This window comes from Helicobacter canis (assembly GCF_900451095.1).
GTDB lineage: Bacteria > Campylobacterota > Campylobacteria > Campylobacterales > Helicobacteraceae > Helicobacter_B > Helicobacter_B zhangjianzhongii.
Genome location: NZ_UGHV01000003.1, coordinates 55202 through 72904, shown reverse-complemented (window position 1 = coordinate 72904; position 17703 = coordinate 55202). Strand labels below are relative to the sequence as shown.

Genomic DNA, 17703 nt, shown 5'->3' with positions numbered 1-17703 from the left:
AGCGTAAGCCTAGGGGGTATGCAAGGAAGCTTCTTTCTAAGTAGTAATCCAAAGCCTACCACAGAGATTGACCGCCCTAGCTTTAGGACTCAAACGCAGCAATTCAACAAAGATATGAAGATCCAAAACCACCACGAGCGAGAAGCCCTAGCATTTTTGTATAGTATAGAGAGAGGCTATCTAGGAAGCACGGCAGATAGCAAAAGCACAGAGCAGAGCAAGTGGGCGATCTATAGCTGGAATACAAGCGCGAACAACACAAGCTATCTCTATGAAGCTATAAGCTTTGCCACGGGGGATAAGACGATGAGTATCCCTGTAAGCGGGAGTGATAAAAGGGCAAAGATGTTTATCTATCGCGGTATCTGCAATCCTGCTGGGAATGTCTGGGAGTTTGTCGATGGGATATATCTCAATAATAAACTAGTCTATCTAGCTACTCACGAGCAAGCTTATAGCGATGAGACTTCTAGCAATGGCTACACAAATACCGGACATATTGTCAATATCACTTCAGGCTCTCAAGTGAAGCGCACCCACGCGGGCACGATGATCCCCAAAGCCACAGAGGGAGGCACTAGCACAAATGGCACTACTGATGGGAGCTGGATCGCAGATGGGCTACGGCTTTGTCTCATCGGCGGCGCCTTAACAACTCCGCGCACGCCGGCTTGTTTGCTTGGGATGGTAGCGACGAGCTGGGGGTTCGCGGCTGGATCATCGGCTCCCGCCCTTGTTTCAAAAAGACTACCTAAAAGCCGCGCGATCTTTATAAAAGATCGCGCCCACGAGAGTTTGGAAATCTAAAAAAGCAGCTAAAGTATTTGGGGAGCGACGCTTGAGAGAGAAGCCCGCGCTAGGACCCGGCTGCTAGGGGGAAGCGGCAGCCTGAACAACTCCGCGCACGCCGGCTTGTTTGCTTGGAATGGTAACAACGAGCTGGGGGATCGCAACTGGAACATCGGCTCCCACCCTATTTCTAGCTCGGCGTTGGCTTTTGGACTAGAATCGTGGATCGCTTCGGCTCGCTTGTGCGATAGACCACTAGTCTTATCTCCGCGCTCGCCTTGCAAAGCCACGATTCTAGCCTCAAAATCCTTCCGCTTTGTGCTTGGTGTAGAATCCAGCAGCGTTATAGAATCCACTTTTTTATTGTCATCGCGAGCCGACTTGTCGGCGTGGCGATCCATAAAGCAAAAAAGTGGATTCTAACACCCCCTAGTAGCCCAAGCGATAAATGCGGATCCGCCTAGATCCAACGCTTGAACAAAGGAAAGCCCCAAATAATAACTAGTAGCGTAAGCGAAAATTATGGGGAGAATAGAAACAAAGGATCTACCATAAAAACACATAAACACCTTTATGAAAAGATCATAAGCTTAGAAAATATCCAGCTAGCGATCACCAAAGCAAGCCGCGGCAAGCTAAAAAGAGCTAGCGTGCAAAGAGTGCTAAAAGATCGAGAGCTTTATGCCAAAAAGGTGCAAGATAAGCTTATGGGCAAAGATCTTAAGCTACTAGAATCCACCACGAAGAAAACTCGCCTAGAAAATGGCAAGGCGCGCGAGCTAGCGATCTCCCCCTTTTATCCTAATCAAATAATCCACCACGCCCTAGCAAATATCATAGAGCCTTTGCTGCTAAAGACTCTTAGCACGCAGACTTGCGCGTGTATCAAGGGGCGGGGGGTGGATTATGGACTAAAGCGCGTGAAGAGATATGCCAAGGTGTATAGATACTATCTCAAATGCGATATAGCCAAATTCTACGCGCATATCAATCTAGCAATTTTACAAAAGCAAATCGCTAGGAACATATCGTGTGCTAGGACACTTACGCTTATCGCTAAAGTGCTAGGGGCAAATCAAAAGGGGCTAGATCTAGGGAGCTATCTAAGTGCTCTTTTTGGCAATGTATATCTAAGGGACATTGATAGGGCGCATACAAAGGGCGTAAAGCTGGTGCGATATGCTGATGATATAGTGCTGTTTAGCGATAGTAAGAGGGATCTATGGAGAAGCTTTGGGAATATTAAAAGAGCCTTGCAAGATCTAGGACTACAAGCCCATAAAGTGTGCCTAAGACCTATGCGTAGCGGGCTAGACTTTTTGGGGGTGGTGAGCTTTGAAAGCTTTGCTCGCGTGAGAAAAGCCACGGCAAAGCGCATAAAAGATCTAGCAAGACTAAAGCGCGTAGGGGCAAAAGAGTTTGCAAGGATCTTTAGCTACTATGGATATGTAAAACGGGCAAGCTGCTTTAATCTCTTTAGCAAAATCTTGCGCGTGATAAAGCATAAGATCAAAGCCTACTGCAAGAAAGCGCACATAGCCTACCCACTCAAAGGGCTATGCTTCTATCGTAGGGAGCCTAGACTTTTAGCCTAGGATAAACTTCATCGCCCCGATCAATATCGCAATCGTGCCAGCCTGCAAGCCAAAGACCCATTTTAAAATATCCACTTTAGCGCGTGCGATCTCTTGACGCACTTCTGCGATCTCCGCACGCACAAAATCCCTAGTCGCTAGCTCGCTACGGATCTCATCGATCGCGCGAGCCTTTAGCTCCTGCACATTTAAAAAATCGCTACTTGCCTTATGGCTCACCACTTCATCAAAGATACTTATAACTTTATCGCTTTTATCGGGGAATGCCTCTCGCACTAGGGCTTTAAAGCTCTCATTTAATGTCATTGTAGTCATCTAGGCTCCTTGATTTTTAGGATTGTAGCATTTATCGCTAAATACTTGCCCCTTTTTTATATAAGCGATTTTACGCATACTTGGCAAAAAGGAGCAAAATGGAATCACAAGAGCTAGCGAGATTTACCGAGCCTATTGAAGTGCGATTTAGCAATGATGGCAAGAGCCTGACACTACTGCAAGGCTTCTACTACTATCGCAAGGGCAGTAGCGCAGATGATCAAAGCGCGATAAAAGTGCCAAGGGGCTTTCACACAGATGGATTTAGCAACTTTGGGGCAGACTTTGTGCTACCGCGCTTTGGCAAGGGACTAAAATGCGCAGTGCTACACGACTATCTATGTGTAGAGTTTCACGCTGGCAGAGTCTCTAGGGTTTTTGCGGATAAGGTATTTCTAGAAGCGATGATAGAGACAAGGGCGTTTAGCAGGATAAAAGCATATATGATCTATGCGAGCGTGCGGATTTACGCAATTTGCAAAGGCTACAAGTGAGAAGGATTCTGTCTTTTGCGCGCTTTTGGTGGATTCTGCGCGGTGGGCTTGCTCATTTACGCCGAGTAAAATCCCTTCGCCCACCGCTTGAAAACCCCCAAAATCATCGCAAAATCCTAGAATCCTTTTTTCACAAACGCCTTTTTTGTCATCGCGAGCTTTGCGACAGCAAAGCGTGGCGATCCATTAAAACGCAAAAGTGGATTCTAGGTTTAAGCTATGGATCGCCACGCCGACAAGTCGGCTCGCGAGTGAGAGAAAAATGACAACAACACCATAAAGGAGCAAAAAATGAACCAAAAACAACAAATCGGCAAAGTCTTAAGCGGCGGATCTACCACAGGCGCAAAGCTAGCAGATAAAGTCAAAGAAATGCTAGGAATGCAAGATGACTATGAAGCTCGCGTGCAAAAACGCGCACAAGCAAACAAACGCGCAGAAAAAGCTAAGAGCACACTAAGCTTCACACTCCCTACCGAGAGAGAATAAAATGCAAACCATACTTCTACAACTCCGCTCCCGCCTTCGAGACACAGACTACGAGCGACTAAGCTTCAGTGATACAGAGCTAGGCGATGTGATCTTACAAGCCCAAAGCAAGATCATCTATGAGCTTTGCACAAATATAGGGCATTTTAGGCAAGAGCTAGGGGAGAGAGATAGCACACTAGAGCTAGAAGCCCCCGTGCTAGAGATAATCCACGCGAAGTTTAACGGCAAGGCGTGCGATCTAAAAAGCTACACCCAAGCCCTAAAGCACCCGCCAAGCTCCCCCACGCTTATAGCCTTAAGCCCTAGGGCTTACACGATCGCCCCCTTTACTAGCGGCGTGCTAGAGATCTGGGCAAACACCGACACAAATGAAAGGGAAGTGATCCTAGACCCGCTCTATCACAGGGCTTTGGTGCTGGGGGCTTTGGTGATCGTGCTTGAGATAGAGACCAATGCTAGCAACCTTGATCGCGTGGGCTTCTACACAAAGCTGTATGAAAAAGAGTGCGATAAGCTAAGGGCTATCACAAATGCTAGCCGTGAAAAAAGAGCGTTTATCACGCCATTTATCAAAGCATAGCCCAAATATCGCCTAGCTTTACCCCTTTTTAAAAAAGCGGATTCTAGGAATAATCGCGTTTTAATGGATCGCCACGCTTTGCTGTCGCAAAGCTCGCGATGACAAAAAAGAGAAACGCAAGAAATCGCGTTTTCTAACCACACACGCAAGCGGCAGTATTTTGCGATGATTTTGCTAGCTTTCAAGGCGCGGGCGCAGGGATTTTACTCGGCGTAAATGAGCAAGCCCGCGCCGTAGAATCTAGCAAAAGCGCGCAAAAGACAACGCGAGAAAGGATAGAAATGCTAACAATCACCCTACAACGCAAGAAAGAATACGCTAGCGTGCAAAAACCACCAAACGCTAAAACAGGGCGAGTGTATAAAACAGAGCCTAGCACAATCGGCGAGCTTACAATCACCGATGAGAGTGGTGCTAATATCTTTGCTTGCGTTACTTGCGAGAACGGCGGAGAATCTACCGATACACCAAACCAAGATAAGCGCATAGTGGCAAGAGAGTATTACCTAGAATGGACAGACTCTAGCACAAATGGTGCTACTGCAAAAGCATATCCAAAATGGAAAGCAAAGAATGGTAGAAATGTAGCTGTGTGGTTAAAGACAAAAGAGTTGCCAAGCTTTGCTTCTAGGCGTGTGCTTATTCATAGCGGGAATTCGCCTCACGATACCCTCGCGTGTATTCTTGTCAATTATGTAGATAATGGCAATGGAACTTGTAGTGATAGCACTAGATGTGTAAATGATTTGTTCTTGCTATTTGAGAAACACGGCATTGAAAACTTTAGACTAGTGGTTAAAGAGATTCAATGAGCAAACCACTAAAGACTACCAACAAGCGCATTATAAAAATGCTAGAAAAAATGCGCGAGCGACAAGCACAGAGTAAAGACAAGGCAAAGGCTAAAAAATGAAACATTTACAAGACTTAGGGCTAGTGGTAGTTACTTTTATAACCTTTTTTCTTATAGGCTTTTTTATCCACACGCTAGCGACTTACAAGCATTGCGATAAAGAGTTTAACTGCTCTGCCGCACGCAAGGATAAAGGCGAAGTAGTCCTAAGCCCTTGCGACTTTAAAGTGTGCAATGTAATGCCCAGCGATGAAGTGCTAAACAGTCATAGCAAAGCATACGAGCCACCAAAGCCACAAGGGTTAAGGTAATCCAAACCAACACAAAGGAGACACAATGAAAAGACTACTACAAAAATGGCTAGGAATCGACAAGGATTTAGAGCTAGAAAGATATGTAAGCACGCAAGCGCAACTAGCGCAATTAGCAAGATGGCTAGGCGATACCACTGGAACACTAAAGCTAATCACTAGCACCCAAGAGAAGCTAACAGAAGCGACTGAAGCATTAGCTAATAAGACAAAGCTAAACGCCGATGAAATCGCTGGGCTAAAAGAAGCCCTAGAGTATATCACTAAGGATTTAGTGGAGATTAAAAAGGCTAGCAAGAAATGAGAATACTTGCTAAGGTATGGGGCTTTGTAGTAGGGCTAGCAATGCTGCTAGTCGTGCTTATCAATGTAATCGCGTGTGCGGATATAACAAAGCGTGAAGCCGTGTATATCCCCACAAAGTGCAAGACTAAGGATATACCAAAGCCTATGCCTAGCAAGGAATCTAGTGTCAGTGAAGATGTCGCAGAGATACTGAAATACACCGAGCTACTAGAGAGAGATTTAGAATTTTGCAAAGGAGATGGGCAATGAGCTTGCAAGGGTATTTACTACTAGTATTTGTGCTGGCATTTGTGGTAAGTGTAGGGGTGTTTATACGCTACCTTTATAAAGAGCAAGGTGCAAGAGAGAGTGCAAGAAAAAGGCTAAGGTCATATAAGTTTCTTTTCCGCTGGTGGCTCATAGGGCGATACTACTGCGAGAGTGAGACTACTAGGGATAAAAAGCTTATAAAGCTGTATAAAACACTGCATAAAATCTTTTGGGGAGCAGTGAGCATAGGGCTGTGCCTTGTAGTAGCAGAGATAGTGGAGATGATACAATGGATTATTTAGTAGAGTTGTTCCCAAATTTGCCAGCATACCTAGAGCTTGTGCCTGTGTTTATCATAGGGCTATGCAGTGGATTGGTGGCATTTTTCAGCGATAAGACAGAGCAGCCCACGAAGTTTTATGCGTTTAAATCAATTATAACAAGTGCGTTTATCACAATCGTGATGTATGGGATACTTAGTGCTACGGATATACCCTACCTTGCCAAAGTAGCAATTGCTTGTGCGGTAGGCTTCTTTGGCGTGGATAGGGCGATAGAGATAGTGCAAAAGGTAATCGCTCTCAAAGGTGCAAGAACCACTGATGAAGTGGATAGCAAATATACCAAAAAGGATAAACACAATGGACAAGGCTAAGGCAGAATTCACACAAGACTTAGATAAGCGCGGAGGCTTAAGCTTAGGGTATAAGATATTCCGCGCGGTGTTTATACTACTACTTGTAGTAAGCGTGGCAAAGAATGTAGAACTTTGGCTGAAGTATGAACGACTGCAAGAGAGCTACATAGACTCCCTTGCCCGCTACACAAACTGGGATAGAGACTATATCCTAGAAGTGATGAAAAATAGTATGTCAAGCGTGAAAAAGGATATGAGAGGGGGGACAGGCAAGATAGAGATTACCCCCTACAAAGAGCGAAGTCTAAACAAAGAGTATGAGAACATAAACAAAGAGATAGAAGAAGATATAAAAAAGAAGCTTGATAAGATAGAGAGCTTAGGACTAAGTAGCAAGGGGGATGAGTAGGAGCTACAAAGGATTCTGTCTTTGCGCGATAAACCTTTGATTGCTGCGGCTCGCTTGTGCGATAGGCGACCAGCCTTATCTCCGCGCTCGCCTTGCAAAGCAAAGGTTTCTCATCGCAAATCCTAGAATCCTGCGCCGTGTTTAGTTTGGGGCGTTTCTCGTTTTTCTGTCATCGCGAGCGGTGCTTGCACCGCGTGGCGATCCATAAAGACACACCAGCCTCCTGTCATCGCGAGCCGCGATAGCGGCGCGGCGATCCACAAATCAAGCCCCACACCCACAAACACCAAAAGCGGATTCTAACCCCAAAGCTTAAAGTCGTGTCGATGATTCTACCCCCCCCCCCCCACAGAGTCAAATCCTAGAATCCGCGCCACATTTTACACTTTGCCTAGCGATCCACACCGCCGCGGCGCATTACTCACACGCCCACATTTTACACCACATTTTACGCCACACGCCAAAGCCACACCCCCCCACACAAGAGAGCAAGGCGAGCGAGCTTGCTTGGGAGAAAGGATAGAAGCCTTTAGTATTTTAAAGGGGGCGATTTTGGTGGTAAATTGCGCGGCGTTGCGTGAAAATTGGACCGAGTGCAAAATGCAAAAATGCAAATCGCTAGGGCGGATTTATCTTTAGGGCGTGGTGGTGCGGGCGGATTCTAGGGTGTGCAAAGTGCGTGGGCAAGGGCGCGGGAGAGCTTTGGCGCGAGCTTTGGTAAGGACTTTAGTAAGGGGGATTGCAAGATTTGCAAAAAGTTTGCAAAAATGGCGCGATTTTGCGCTACAATTTGCGCCGATCGTTAGGTCGTGTTATTTGAAAGCTGTGCCAGATTGTGCCAAAGTGTGCCAAAACTAAGCTACACACGCGAGCATATCACCCCAAAAGCCAGCCCCCAACCCCCCAAAATCGCCCCTTTAATCAAACCCCCTAGAATCCACTTTTGTTAGCCCGCAGAATCTAGCGCAGCTCGTATCTCCCTTGCATACGCACCAAGCTTTTGTAATCGCACTTCTTCGCTCTCATTAAGCGCGCAGATACTCACTACCGCACTGCCGATGATCACGCCATCAGCATAGCGTGCTATCTCCTTAACTTGATCTGGCGTAGAGATCCCAAAGCCCACTGCCACGGGAGTAGAGCTTGCTTGCTTAATGCGTGCGATGATGGATTCATTGCTTGGGATATTCTCACGCACCCCTGTAACGCCTAGCGAAGAGACGCAGTAGATGAAGCCTTGCGCATTTGTAGCCAGCATTGCTATGCGGTCATTGCTTGTGGGGGCGATTAGTGGGATTAGATCTATTCCTTGAGCAAATCGCGCGAACTCCTCCCTCTCTTCATAGGGCACATCTGGGAGTATCACGCCATTTACCCCAAGCTCCCTAGCCTTAGCAAAAAACTCCTTGCTTCCATAAGAAAACACAATATTGGCATAGGTCATAAGCACAAGCGGCACACCGCTTTTGGTGCGCACTTTTGCCACAAGTCTAAAGACATCTTCCACGCTTGTGCCAGACTCTAGCGCGCGTGCGGTGGCTTTTTGTATCACGCCACCTTCTGCCACCGGATCTGAAAATGGTATGCCTAGCTCAATAATATCTGCGCCATTTTCTGCAAGTGTATAAATGGCTTTCTCGCTAAATGCTAAATTAGGATCGCCACAAGTGATAAATGGGATAAATGCCTTTGCTTTGCTAAAGGCTTGTGCAATGCTACTCATAAATCTCCTCCCCTTTGTATCGTGCCATAGCCGCGCAGTCTTTATCACCTCTGCCAGAGAGTGTGAGTAAGATGAGTGAGTCTTTTGGCAAATCTTTAGCGACTTTGCGCACATAGGCTATGGCGTGTGAGCTTTCAATGGCGGGGATAATGCCCTCCATTTTTGATAGATACTCAAATGCTTCTACGGCTTCATCATCAGTGATTGCGACAAATTCTGCGCGTTTTATATCGTGTAAATATGCGTGCTCTGGTCCCACGCCCGGATAATCAAGCCCCGCAGATATGCTATACACAGGCGCGATTTGCCCGCACTCATCTTGACAGAAGTAGCTCTTCATCCCGTGGAAAATCCCCACCTTGCCTGTGGTGATAGTAGCGGCAGTCTCTTTGGTGCTAACGCCCTTGCCCGCTGCCTCACAGCCAATGAGCCGCACGCTAGAATCTGGGATAAAGTGATGAAAGCTCCCTATGGCGTTGCTCCCACCACCCACGCACGCTACCACCATATCTGGCAGTCTCCCTTCTGCTTGCAAAATCTGCGCTCTAGATTCTAGTGATATGACACTTTGCAAGTCGCGCACAATCATAGGGAAAGGGTGTGGTCCTACGGCTGACCCTAGCAAGTAATGCGTATCTTCTACGCGCATACTCCACTCGCGCAAGGCTTGGGATACTGCATCTTTTAGCGTGGCAGTCCCGCTAGAGACGATATGCACCTTTGCCCCAAGTAGGCGCATTCTATATACATTTAATGCCTGTCTTTTGGCATCTTCTTCGCCCATAAAGATTTCGCAAGAAAGCCCCAAAAGAGCCGCACCCGTGGCACTTGCTACGCCGTGCTGCCCTGCGCCTGTCTCGGCGATTATGCGGGTTTTGCCCATTTTTTTAGCAAGCAATGCCTGCCCTAGGACATTGTTGATTTTGTGAGAGCCGGTGTGGTTGAGATCTTCACGCTTTAGGTAGATTCTCACCCCTAGATCTTGACTCATCTTAGCGGCATAGTAGAGACGCGATGGTCGCCCTGCGTAGTTGTCTAATAGCTCTTGTAGCTCTTTTTGGAAGCTAGAATCCACTTTATAGCGCATATACGCCTGCTCTAGCTCAATAATGGCATTCATAAAAATCTCTGGGACAAACTGCCCTCCGTGCTGCCCAAAATACCCACTTCTCACTTGCAATCCTTTATACCTAGATTCTAGCTTTGTGTTGCTTTAGAGCCTAGAGTGTAGCGTGATTTTACAAAGAGATTACTAAAAGTGTGTTTGTAAAATGCGTGCTAAAAGTGGATTCTACTAGAATCCACTTTTAGTGGATTGATAAACTCTATTGATGATTTTATCAATAGAGTTGGGGGGATTAAAACTGATAGCTTACCTCAAATCGCGCATCAATCCCTGGGCTTGGCATAGCGCGGCGGATACTATCTGGCTTTAGAGGGTCCATCGCTTCGTTTTTAAATGGGCTTGTTTGGGCGATGTAGAAGGTGTTAAAGATATTATTCACACTTAGGCGCAAGGCAAGTCTTTTTGCTCCAAAGGGCTCCCAATTTATGTAGAGATTATGCACGCTATATCCGGCTTTGTCGATGAAGCCGGTTTCATCATTGTAAATATCATAGCCTTTGTATTTCACGCGCTGGGTAAATTGACTAAGCCACGCAAAGCGCAAGTGATAGCGCGCAATCTCATACTGCAAAGATAGCGTATAAATGATCCCAGATACCGCGCCTAGCTCATAAGTATCTTGCAGTAAATAGCCTTTATAGGTGGGGAAATTTTGCGCGATAGAAGCATAGGAGCTAAAGCCCTTGTAGTCTGCGCCAATCCCGCCCTCATAGCCAAAGACTTCAATAGCAGAATCCATATTTTGCCGCAAACCGCCGTGGCTATGAGGCTCGCCGGGCGTGTGGATATGGTCATTATGATCGTGGTCGTGTGCGTAGCTATTGATAAAATTGCCAAGCCGTGAGTAATACCCCGCCAAGCGCGCACAAAAAATACTCCCACTATAATCTGCATTGAGCTCGACATTTTGGATAGATTCTGGGCGTAGGTTTTTGTGGATTAGCACATCGCTATCCCCTAGCAGAGTCGCATCGCCAGGCATAGCTCCTCTTGTGAGATAAGCATAGCCCGCACGGAAAGATAGAGAGCTTATGGGGATATAAGTGATACTAGCCGCAGGCGAGAAGCCTTGAGTTAGGTGGGTTTGGTTGTTTTTGTCAAAGTAGTTAAACACATCATAGCGGCTTTGTGCAGCTAGCACGAAATGCTCGCTAGGAGTATAGGTGGATTTGACAAAGCCTCCATAGATATGCCCGCTCTCTTTGGCGCGATTTACGGGGTCTTTTGGCGCGGCGGTATCAGCGACAAACACGCCTTGATAATTAAGCCCATACTCTATATCAAACACACTAAATTGATTGCTTAGGGACAGATTGTAGCCGACATTGTTAAAGGCGATGTTTTTGGAGCTGACTTCTTCGTGGTCATTTGTGTGGTTATTGTCTGCTTCTTGTGTGAGTGGTTTTAGGTAGATGGAGCGTTGATTGAAGTAGAGATTAGTGCGCACTTGTGTGGAGCTAGGATTGCTCGGGTCGGCTTTGTGGGTGTAGCCTAGAGTGGCGGTGTGGTTGTAGTTGGTATGGGCAAAGAGAGTTACATTTCTTTCTGCTAAATTGGTGGCAAAAGGTGCAGTGGAAGTTTCATTAAGCCCATTGTAAGAAAGGCTTATACTATCTTGCTCGCTTAATTGCTGATTGAGCTTAAAAAGTAGGCTTTTGTTGTTATTAGCAGAGCCTGTTACCCATTCGCCATTGCCGCCATTGCCCCTACCCGCGTGGAATCCTAGGATATTGCTCCAATTTACCCATAGAAGCGCATCGGTATTTTTCAGCGCGAAAAATCCTGCTAAATTCGCGCGGTAGCCTTGGTTGCTATATCCGCCAAGCCCCACTAACGCGCCAAATTTCTGCCCTTCTCGTAAGAAATCGCGCGCATCTTTGGTGCGGATATTCATCGATCCTGCTAGTGCGCCTACTCCCATATAGGCATCTGGCACACCTTTTTGGACGGTGATGTCTTTGATCATCATAGGATCTATGGTGATATTGCCTTGGTGGTGGAAGAGATTGCCATATTGGCTGGCATTATCGAGATTGACACTATAAAGCCGATCTTCAAGTCCGCGGATATAGACCTTTTGCGCGGTGGTGGTAGCCCCACCCACACTCACACTAGAATCTAGCGCAAACACATCGCGCAGGCTTGTAGCTTGGCGAGATTGCAGGCTTTGGGCATTTATGGTGGTGGTGTTGGCGTGCTCGTGCTCTCTGGCGGATTCTCTTTGTGCTTGTGCGTAGATAGGGTCAAGCATTTTATGCTCGATCGTGCTTTGGGCGTGGAGTATGTGGGCTAGAGAGCTAGCTATAAGGATATAAGAGAGTCTCATAAAAAATCCTTTCATCATAAATTTTGCAAATGCAAGGTATTTTACTTAAAACAACTTAGTTGCATATTAAAAATATAGTTGTTTATATACATATCATTTGCAAGTAAGCATAGTATTATCTTGTTTGCTACTTATAGGCTATAATGCCCTATTTTATTTGTGGAGCGAATTTATGGACGCTGTGCAGCTACTGCGAGATCATCATATCCATATCACAGATTTGCGGCTAGAAATGCTTGAGATACTTATCCAAGCAAAGCATCCTTTGAGCTTTGAGGGCTTTGCGATCCAAGCTAACAAAACGACTTTTTATCGCAATATGGAGCTTTTTGAGCAAAGTGGCATTGTGAGTAAAAGCGAGATGCAGGGCAAGTTTTTCTACGAGCTAGCCGAGATGGCAAAGGCGCATTTTGTCTGCGATGTGTGCAAGGAGATCAAAGACTTTGATTTACCCCCGATTAAAGGCAAGGTCAAAAGTGTCGTAGTAAAAGGCGTGTGCGAAGAGTGCGATACTTTAGATTCTAGCCTAGACTCTAAAGGATTGTAAAAACTAGCTGGATACTTTGTGTGATGGACTCAAAATATGGACTGCTAGGATAAAAGCTCACGCGATAAAGCAGCTCGGCATTAAGCGGGAACCACTTAAAAAGCGCAAGCCCACCCTCTATATACCCGCCTACACTCTGCCCATAGGGATTGCTTTGCACGCTCAAGCCCCCACCTAGCACAAAAGAAAATGGCGTGGGGTAGCCATCTGGCTTATCCTCGCAGTCTTTATGCGTCTGTATCGCGCCACTTGCGCGGTGGTAGGGATTGGGAAATGGGTGGAGATAAAGGGCTGCGCCGATGTAGTGGGTGTTGCGATAAAGCTGTGGGGAGTGGCTAAAGAGATAGCGCACCCTCCAGCCATAATCAAGCTCCCTGTCATCTTCTGGATTCATATACATTACCCCAGCACTCACACCTACAATTGGCGTGGTGGCTGCTTTGCGCGCTTGGCTTGGCACACTAGAATCTAGCGCGTTGAAATCCGCGTCCACACCTGCGTGCAAAGAGACAATTTGCATAAGTGTCCCGCCCCAGAATTTAAGCTGCTCAGATTGGGATTGACAAAGTGGGATAGCAAAAAGTGTGGGTGAGATACAGGCTAGGAGCAGGGCGAGCCTAGCTCCTAGAGAGTAGAGAGAGCCAAAAAGCCGCATAAGATAGCTTATGCTTTAGGCTTAATCATATTTTCCGGGACGACATATTTATCAAAATCCTCTGCGCTTAGAAGCCCTAGCTCTAGGGCGGACTCTTTTAGGGAGATATTTTTCTTATGCGCATTTTTGGCGACTTTGGCGGCATTTTCATAGCCGATGTGTGGATTTAGTGCAGTAACTAGCATTAGAGAGTTGTGCAAATTATGCGCGATTTTTTCTCTATTTGGCTCGATACCTACTGCGCAGTGGATATTAAATGAGTGCATTGCATCAGCTAGCAAATCAAGGCTTTGCAAGAAGTTATAAATAATCACCGGCTTAAAGACATTTAGCTCAAAATTTCCTTGAGATGCCGCAAAGCCAATTGCTGCATCATTACCCATAACTTGCACTGCTACCATTGTGAGAGCTTCGCATTGTGTGGGATTGACTTTGCCGGGCATTATGGAGCTTCCGGGCTCGTTTTCTGGGATTAGCAGCTCGCCTAGCCCGCATCTAGGACCGCTTGCTAGCCAGCGCACATCATTAGCGATTTTCATAAGATTTGCTGCTAGGGCTTTTAGCGCGCCGTGTGCGAAAGTAATAGCATCGTGGCTTGTTAGGGCGTGGAATTTATTGGGGCTTGAGACAAACTTCACGCCTGTGAAGCTACTAAGCTCGGCACTTACCTTTTCACTAAGCTCTGGGTGGGCGTTTAGCCCTGTGCCTACTGCTGTCCCGCCGATAGCAAGCTCTCGCAGTGTGGGGAGAGAGGCGATGATTTGCTCTTTGGAGTGATCTAGCATTGAGAGATAGCCGCTAAACTCCTGCCCAAGTGTGAGAGGCGTGGCATCTTGGAGATGTGTGCGACCGATTTTGACGATAGAGTCAAAGTCTTTGACCTTTTTGGCAAAAGTGCTTCTAAGCTCTTCTAAGGCTGGGAGCAGTTTCTTTTCTAGCTGGATCACAGAGACGATACTCATTGCCGTGGGGAAAGTATCATTAGAGCTTTGGCTCATATTGACATCATCATTTGGGTGGATTTTTTTCTCCTTGCGGAAGTCTGCACCTAGGATCTCACTCGCACGATTGGCGATGACTTCATTCATATTCATATTGCTTTGTGTGCCAGAGCCTGTCTGCCAAATAGCTAGAGGGAAGTTATCATCAAACTTGCCTGCGATGATCTCATCACAGGCTTGCACGATGGCATTTTTCTTCTCATCATTTAGCTTGCCTAGGTTGTTATTCACCACCGCAAGCGATCGCTTAAGCTTGGCAAAGCTATAAATCAGCTCTTTTGGCATTTTTTCTACGCCGATTTTGAAGTTTTCAAAGCTGCGCTCTGTTTGTGCGCCCCAATATTTGTCGTTAGGGACTTTGACCTCGCCCATAGTGTCGTGCTCAATGCGGAATTCCATAGCTACTCCTTAAGTGTAAGATGTAGCCAAAGTGTAGGGGATTTTGTGTAAGAATTTACTTAAATGACTAGAATCCACTTTTGCGCGGTGTGTGTGGATCGCCACGCTTTGCGGAGCAAAGCTCGCAATGAATAAATCCTAGAATCCACTTTTAACCCTATATAGCTTATCTGCTATAATTGCCTTATTTTACGCATTTGGGGTGGATAATGACTGCTGCTGCAAAGCTGGATTTGAAAAACGACTCTATCATCAAGCTATTTTTCTACTATTTTATCCCTGCACTTTGTGCGATGCTAGCCCTCTCTACCTACTCCACGATTGATGGGATCTTTGTGGGGCAAAAGATTGGCACTGATGGCTTGGCGGCTATCGGGGCGTGCTGGGCGGTGTTCCCTGCGTGTATTGCCTATGAGCTGCTCTTTGGCTTTGGGGGGGCGGCGATTGTGTCGTATTTTTTAGGAAGTGATCGTGCTGCTAGGGCTAGGCTTGTGTTTAGCTCGATTTTTTACTTTGTGGCGATTAGCTCGCTTGCCATTGGGGTGCTGGGATTTATCTTTGTCGATGAGATTTTGGGCTTCCTTACGCGTGGCAAGGATATTTCTAGCGAGATTTACGCGCTGGCTAGGATCTATCTGCAAATCACTTTCCTTGGTATGCCCTTTTTGATCTTGCACCCACTAAGCGATATTTTTGTCGTCAATGATAAACGCCCTGTGCTTGGTATGCTTGCGATGATTTTAGGATCAGCAAGCAATATCGCGCTGAACTATGTGTTTTTGTTTGTGCTTGATATGGGGATTGAGGGCAGTGCGCTTGCGACTATTCTGGCACATTTTATAGGATTTAGCGTGCTGGTGAGTCATTTTGTGCGCAAAAGGGGGGCATTATTTTTTATCCCTAGATTTTCGTTTGCTGCGATTATTTCTTCGGCGAAAAGTGGCTTGCCAGAGAGTATATCCGAGCTTTCTGCGGCTATTATGATGGTGCTCTATAATGGCGCGCTTTTAAGCATAGCTGGAGATGTGGGGCTTGCGGTATATAGTGTGGTGCTGTATTGTGGGATCGTGTTTTTTACCATTTTGCTCTCTGTCTCGCAAGCTTTGCAGCCTATCGCTAGCTTTAATTACGGGGCTGGGAATTTTGCTAGGCTGCGCTACGCGCTGTTTTTCTCTCTTTTTGTGGTGGTGGTTATAGGGCTTTTGCTGTATGGGGTGTTTTATGCTTTCGCGCCGTATTTTGTGGGGTTTTTTGTGGATTCTAGCGATGAGGTGGCGGCTTTAAGCGTGAAAGCTATGGATATTTACTATATCGGCTATGTGCTGCTAGGGGTCAATATGGCGTGCGCGATTTTCTTGCAGTCTATCCAGCGCACGATTAGCTCTATCATCATCACCATTTGCTATACATTTTTGTTTATCGCGCTGCTTTTGCCGCCTTTTAGTAAGAGCTATGGGCTAGATGGGGCGTTTGCTAGCTATCCTGTGGCGCAGGGCTGTGCGCTACTTGTAGCCGTGCTTGTTATGGGCTATGAGCTAGGCTATGGTATTTTATCTGGGAATGCCCCAAGTGGCAGGACATTGTGGAAAAGGAGAAAACATCGTGTTTAAGTGGAAAAGATCGCATAAGACACAAGGCGGTGATGAAAAGGCAGCTACACTAGAATCCACTTTTGAAAAAGTGGATTCTAGTGGGGAGTATGGGGTAAGTGAGCGTATCGAGCTAAAAGAAGAGCCCGTATATCCACGCACACAAGGCACAATCGAGCTAAAAGAAGAGAAAAAAGACTCACTAGAATCCACAAGCACCAATCGCCCTCAAGGAGGTTTTGAGCAAGAAATTTCTAGAGAGATCATTGAGCAAAAAGTCGCTGAAAAAGAAGTCTTTGAGCTAAAGCCAGAGCCTAGCCCTCAAGTGATAATGCCCACCACAAGCCCTGCTGCAAAGCTGGATTCTGGTGATCACGAGAAATATGTCTTGTTGTTTGATTTAGATGGGACTTTGCTTGATTCTATCGATGGGATTTATCATAGCTTTACGCACGCTTGTGGTGCGGCATTTTCCCCCACAATAGATGAGGTGCGATCTTTGATAGGACTGCCGCTTGTGGAGATGTTTATCAAAGTAGGGTTTGAGCCTAAAGAAGCGCAAGATAGGGCGATAGCATACAAAAATCATTATAGGAAAATCTACCTACAAGAAACGAAGCTGTTACCAAATGTAATAGAATCTCTCATTATGGCAAAGAGTTTTGCGCATCTTGGGGTGGTTACGACAAAAACGGCGTTGTATTCTAAGCATATTTTGCAGCATTTTGATATTTTGCGATTTTTTCAAGTGGTGATTGGCAGCGAAGATGTGCAGCACCCAAAGCCTAGCGCAGAGCCGATTTTAAAAGCTCTTTGCTCTTTGCCCATTGTGCCAAAGGAGCAGGTGTTTATGATTGGCGATACGATTTATGATCTAGAGGCGGCTAAAAATGCGCAGATCAATGGCGTGTGGGTGCGTAGTGGCTATGGTGTAGGGCTAGAATCTAGGGCTATGATGAGCTGTGATGGTGTGTATGAGGCTGTGTGTGCTATCCGCACGCAGGCTATGCAGTATGCGGATAATTGGCATACGCTAGAGTGATGGGGAGCAACAGGGTTATTTGCGTATGTGGAAAAGTGTAGCATAATTGCTTGATAAGTTATTGTGGTGGCGGATTGCAGGGCTTTGCAAGAAGAGAAGAGATAATGCTTGTAACAAGGAAGTATCGTTACTATTCTATACATTTTTGCCTAGCATTTTGTTATTTATCGATCTAGATTCTTAAATTTATAGTTGTTTTAATAATTAAGGTAGTAATATTTAGGGTGTTTTTGCAGTCTCTAGCACCTAAGTGTGTAAAAGATTG

At 46.2% G+C, this 17703-nt stretch carries 25 protein-coding genes; 18 read left to right on the top strand and 7 right to left on the bottom strand.

The window, feature by feature from the left end; all coding sequences use genetic code 11:
- The 3 genes from DX060_RS10175 to DX060_RS10165 form a co-directional block, all read left to right on the top strand.
- On the top strand, positions 1 to 807 hold an 807-nt coding region (locus DX060_RS10175; RefSeq protein WP_220176708.1), incomplete at its 5' end, for a hypothetical protein.
- Positions 808 to 912: 105 nt separating this feature from the next.
- The gene (locus DX060_RS10950; protein WP_147278835.1) at positions 913 to 1212 is read left to right on the top strand and encodes a hypothetical protein; all 300 of its coding nucleotides are present in this window, start codon (positions 913 to 915) and stop codon (positions 1210 to 1212) included.
- Between the two features lie 227 nt (positions 1213 to 1439).
- Complete coding sequence (locus tag DX060_RS10165; RefSeq protein ID WP_147278730.1) at positions 1440 to 2384, top strand: reverse transcriptase domain-containing protein; 945 nt, start codon at positions 1440 to 1442, stop codon at positions 2382 to 2384.
- Here the strand turns inward: DX060_RS10165 and DX060_RS10160 are convergent.
- Entirely contained in the window at positions 2376 to 2699 is a 324-nt protein-coding gene (locus DX060_RS10160) for a hypothetical protein (protein ID WP_115010612.1), read from the bottom strand. The two genes, DX060_RS10165 and DX060_RS10160, sit on opposite strands and share 9 nt — an antisense overlap.
- A 98-nt stretch (positions 2700 to 2797) precedes the next feature.
- On the opposite strand from DX060_RS10160, the gene DX060_RS10155 reads away from it, so the two are divergent.
- The 11 genes from DX060_RS10155 to DX060_RS10110 all read left to right on the top strand — a co-directional run bounded on the left by DX060_RS10155 (position 2798) and on the right by DX060_RS10110 (position 7030).
- Positions 2798 to 3193 (top strand): DUF1353 domain-containing protein, encoded by a 396-nt coding sequence (locus DX060_RS10155; protein WP_115010611.1) that lies wholly within the window; start codon positions 2798 to 2800, stop codon positions 3191 to 3193.
- A complete protein-coding gene (locus DX060_RS10945) occupies positions 3190 to 3459 on the top strand; it encodes a hypothetical protein (RefSeq protein WP_147278729.1) in 270 nt (89 codons plus the stop codon). Before DX060_RS10155 ends, DX060_RS10945 begins: the two co-directional genes overlap by 4 nt.
- 25 nt (positions 3460 to 3484) lie before the next feature.
- The gene (locus tag DX060_RS10150; protein WP_115010610.1) at positions 3485 to 3682 is read left to right on the top strand and encodes a hypothetical protein; all 198 of its coding nucleotides are present in this window, start codon (positions 3485 to 3487) and stop codon (positions 3680 to 3682) included.
- Position 3683: 1 nt separating this feature from the next.
- The gene (locus tag DX060_RS10145; RefSeq protein ID WP_115010609.1) at positions 3684 to 4265 is read left to right on the top strand and encodes a hypothetical protein; all 582 of its coding nucleotides are present in this window, start codon (positions 3684 to 3686) and stop codon (positions 4263 to 4265) included.
- A gap of 281 nt (positions 4266 to 4546) precedes the next feature.
- Positions 4547 to 5077, top strand: coding sequence for a DUF5675 family protein (locus DX060_RS10140; protein WP_115010608.1), 531 nt, complete (start codon positions 4547 to 4549; stop codon positions 5075 to 5077).
- A gap of 97 nt (positions 5078 to 5174) precedes the next feature.
- Positions 5175 to 5429, top strand: a complete 255-nt coding sequence (locus DX060_RS10135; RefSeq protein ID WP_115010607.1) for a hypothetical protein — start codon at positions 5175 to 5177, stop codon at positions 5427 to 5429.
- 25 nt (positions 5430 to 5454) lie between these two features.
- Entirely contained in the window at positions 5455 to 5733 is a 279-nt protein-coding gene (locus tag DX060_RS10130) for a hypothetical protein (protein ID WP_115010606.1), read from the top strand.
- Positions 5730 to 5984 (top strand): hypothetical protein, encoded by a 255-nt coding sequence (locus tag DX060_RS10125; RefSeq protein ID WP_115010605.1) that lies wholly within the window; start codon positions 5730 to 5732, stop codon positions 5982 to 5984. Before DX060_RS10130 ends, DX060_RS10125 begins: the two co-directional genes overlap by 4 nt.
- Positions 5981 to 6286 carry a hypothetical protein gene (locus DX060_RS10120; RefSeq protein WP_115010604.1) on the top strand — a complete coding sequence of 102 codons (306 nt, stop codon included), beginning with the start codon at positions 5981 to 5983 and terminating at the stop codon, positions 6284 to 6286. Before DX060_RS10125 ends, DX060_RS10120 begins: the two co-directional genes overlap by 4 nt.
- Positions 6274 to 6639, top strand: coding sequence for a phage holin family protein (locus DX060_RS10115; protein ID WP_115010603.1), 366 nt, complete (start codon positions 6274 to 6276; stop codon positions 6637 to 6639). The genes DX060_RS10120 and DX060_RS10115 overlap by 13 nt, the downstream gene beginning before the upstream one ends.
- Complete coding sequence (locus tag DX060_RS10110) at positions 6626 to 7030, top strand: hypothetical protein (RefSeq protein WP_115010602.1); 405 nt, start codon at positions 6626 to 6628, stop codon at positions 7028 to 7030. Before DX060_RS10115 ends, DX060_RS10110 begins: the two co-directional genes overlap by 14 nt.
- Positions 7031 to 7152: 122 nt before the next feature.
- Here DX060_RS10110 and DX060_RS11595 read toward each other — a convergent pair whose 3' ends face one another.
- Positions 7153 to 7320: a hypothetical protein gene (locus DX060_RS11595; protein WP_181814107.1), complete on the bottom strand. Its 168-nt coding sequence runs from the start codon at positions 7318 to 7320 to the stop codon at positions 7153 to 7155.
- Between the two features lie 217 nt (positions 7321 to 7537).
- Here DX060_RS11595 and DX060_RS12235 point away from each other — a divergent pair, with 217 nt between their 5' ends.
- Positions 7538 to 7669 carry a hypothetical protein gene (locus DX060_RS12235; RefSeq protein ID WP_258552336.1) on the top strand — a complete coding sequence of 44 codons (132 nt, stop codon included), beginning with the start codon at positions 7538 to 7540 and terminating at the stop codon, positions 7667 to 7669.
- 307 nt (positions 7670 to 7976) lie between these two features.
- On the opposite strand, the gene trpA is transcribed toward DX060_RS12235, so the two are convergent.
- The 3 genes from trpA to DX060_RS10085 form a co-directional block, all read right to left on the bottom strand.
- Positions 7977 to 8753: a tryptophan synthase subunit alpha gene (gene trpA, locus DX060_RS10095; protein WP_115012429.1), complete on the bottom strand. Its 777-nt coding sequence runs from the start codon at positions 8751 to 8753 to the stop codon at positions 7977 to 7979.
- Positions 8746 to 9927, bottom strand: coding sequence for a tryptophan synthase subunit beta (gene trpB, locus DX060_RS10090; protein ID WP_115012428.1), 1182 nt, complete (start codon positions 9925 to 9927; stop codon positions 8746 to 8748). The genes trpA and trpB overlap by 8 nt, the downstream gene beginning before the upstream one ends.
- A 184-nt stretch (positions 9928 to 10111) precedes the next feature.
- Positions 10112 to 12205, bottom strand: a complete 2094-nt coding sequence (locus DX060_RS10085) for a TonB-dependent receptor plug domain-containing protein (protein WP_181814310.1) — start codon at positions 12203 to 12205, stop codon at positions 10112 to 10114.
- 172 nt (positions 12206 to 12377) lie between these two features.
- Between DX060_RS10085 and DX060_RS10080 the strand changes: the two genes are divergently transcribed.
- A complete protein-coding gene (locus DX060_RS10080) occupies positions 12378 to 12752 on the top strand; it encodes a Fur family transcriptional regulator (protein WP_115012438.1) in 375 nt (124 codons plus the stop codon).
- On the opposite strand, the gene DX060_RS10075 is transcribed toward DX060_RS10080, so the two are convergent.
- Together DX060_RS10075 and fumC are read right to left on the bottom strand one after the other, a co-directional pair.
- On the bottom strand, positions 12739 to 13407 hold the full coding sequence (locus DX060_RS10075; protein ID WP_115012426.1) for a hypothetical protein: 669 nt from the start codon (positions 13405 to 13407) through the stop codon (positions 12739 to 12741). The genes DX060_RS10080 and DX060_RS10075 overlap by 14 nt on opposite strands.
- 8 nt (positions 13408 to 13415) lie before the next feature.
- Positions 13416 to 14807, bottom strand: coding sequence for a class II fumarate hydratase (fumC, locus tag DX060_RS10070; RefSeq protein WP_115012425.1), 1392 nt, complete (start codon positions 14805 to 14807; stop codon positions 13416 to 13418).
- A 209-nt stretch (positions 14808 to 15016) separates the two neighbouring features.
- On the opposite strand from fumC, the gene DX060_RS10065 reads away from it, so the two are divergent.
- Both DX060_RS10065 and DX060_RS10060 read left to right on the top strand, forming a co-directional pair.
- Entirely contained in the window at positions 15017 to 16417 is a 1401-nt protein-coding gene (locus DX060_RS10065) for an MATE family efflux transporter (RefSeq protein WP_115012424.1), read from the top strand.
- A complete protein-coding gene (locus tag DX060_RS10060) occupies positions 16410 to 17438 on the top strand; it encodes an HAD family hydrolase (protein WP_181814309.1) in 1029 nt (342 codons plus the stop codon). Before DX060_RS10065 ends, DX060_RS10060 begins: the two co-directional genes overlap by 8 nt.
- Positions 17439 to 17703 lie beyond the last annotated feature (265 nt).

Coding starts and splice junctions, on each gene's coding strand:
- DX060_RS10130 (WP_115010606.1), top strand. CDS start 5,455: ATGAAAAGACTACTACAAAAATGGCTAGGAATCGACAAGGATTTAGAG.
- DX060_RS10155 (WP_115010611.1), top strand. CDS start 2,798: ATGGAATCACAAGAGCTAGCGAGATTTACCGAGCCTATTGAAGTGCGA.
- DX060_RS10110 (WP_115010602.1), top strand. CDS start 6,626: ATGGACAAGGCTAAGGCAGAATTCACACAAGACTTAGATAAGCGCGGA.
- DX060_RS10065 (WP_115012424.1), top strand. CDS start 15,017: ATGACTGCTGCTGCAAAGCTGGATTTGAAAAACGACTCTATCATCAAG.
- DX060_RS10085 (WP_181814310.1), bottom strand. CDS start 12,205: ATGAGACTCTCTTATATCCTTATAGCTAGCTCTCTAGCCCACATACTC.
- DX060_RS10150 (WP_115010610.1), top strand. CDS start 3,485: ATGAACCAAAAACAACAAATCGGCAAAGTCTTAAGCGGCGGATCTACC.
- DX060_RS10075 (WP_115012426.1), bottom strand. CDS start 13,407: ATGCGGCTTTTTGGCTCTCTCTACTCTCTAGGAGCTAGGCTCGCCCTG.
- DX060_RS10120 (WP_115010604.1), top strand. CDS start 5,981: ATGAGCTTGCAAGGGTATTTACTACTAGTATTTGTGCTGGCATTTGTG.
- trpA (WP_115012429.1), bottom strand. CDS start 8,753: ATGAGTAGCATTGCACAAGCCTTTAGCAAAGCAAAGGCATTTATCCCA.
- DX060_RS10125 (WP_115010605.1), top strand. CDS start 5,730: ATGAGAATACTTGCTAAGGTATGGGGCTTTGTAGTAGGGCTAGCAATG.
- DX060_RS10135 (WP_115010607.1), top strand. CDS start 5,175: ATGAAACATTTACAAGACTTAGGGCTAGTGGTAGTTACTTTTATAACC.
- fumC (WP_115012425.1), bottom strand. CDS start 14,807: ATGGAATTCCGCATTGAGCACGACACTATGGGCGAGGTCAAAGTCCCT.
- DX060_RS10080 (WP_115012438.1), top strand. CDS start 12,378: ATGGACGCTGTGCAGCTACTGCGAGATCATCATATCCATATCACAGAT.
- DX060_RS10115 (WP_115010603.1), top strand. CDS start 6,274: ATGGATTATTTAGTAGAGTTGTTCCCAAATTTGCCAGCATACCTAGAG.
- DX060_RS10160 (WP_115010612.1), bottom strand. CDS start 2,699: ATGACTACAATGACATTAAATGAGAGCTTTAAAGCCCTAGTGCGAGAG.
- DX060_RS10145 (WP_115010609.1), top strand. CDS start 3,684: ATGCAAACCATACTTCTACAACTCCGCTCCCGCCTTCGAGACACAGAC.
- DX060_RS10140 (WP_115010608.1), top strand. CDS start 4,547: ATGCTAACAATCACCCTACAACGCAAGAAAGAATACGCTAGCGTGCAA.